Source organism: Rhodococcus sp. DT1 (genome assembly GCF_049844875.1).
Classification (GTDB): domain Bacteria; phylum Actinomycetota; class Actinomycetes; order Mycobacteriales; family Mycobacteriaceae; genus Rhodococcus.
The window spans coordinates 1-260 of the sequence record NZ_JBNCLW010000021.1; the positions used below are offsets into that span (position 1 = coordinate 1).

The window sequence follows — 260 nt, forward strand, 5'->3', positions numbered from 1 at the left end:
AAGGGTGTGGCGGTGTCGCATGGTTCGGTGGTCAATCAGGTGTCGTGGTTGGTAGCCGAGTACGGGCTGTCGCCGGAAGATGTGGTGTTGCAGAAGACGCCGTTTACGTTCGATGTGTCGGTGTGGGAGTTGTTCGGCGGGTTGGCAGCGGGTGCGCGTGTGGTGATCGCGAGCACCGACGGACATCGGGATCCGGCGTATCTTGCTCGCGTGATCCATCGGGAGCGGATCACTGCGACGTCGTTCGTGCCGTCGATGCT

At 61.9% G+C, this 260-nt stretch carries 1 protein-coding gene; it reads left to right on the plus strand.

Features of this window, described 5'->3' with window-relative positions:
• A partial coding sequence (locus ACLQ3J_RS20950) for an AMP-binding protein (protein WP_425904305.1) occupies window positions 1–260 on the plus strand: 260 nt, incomplete at both ends.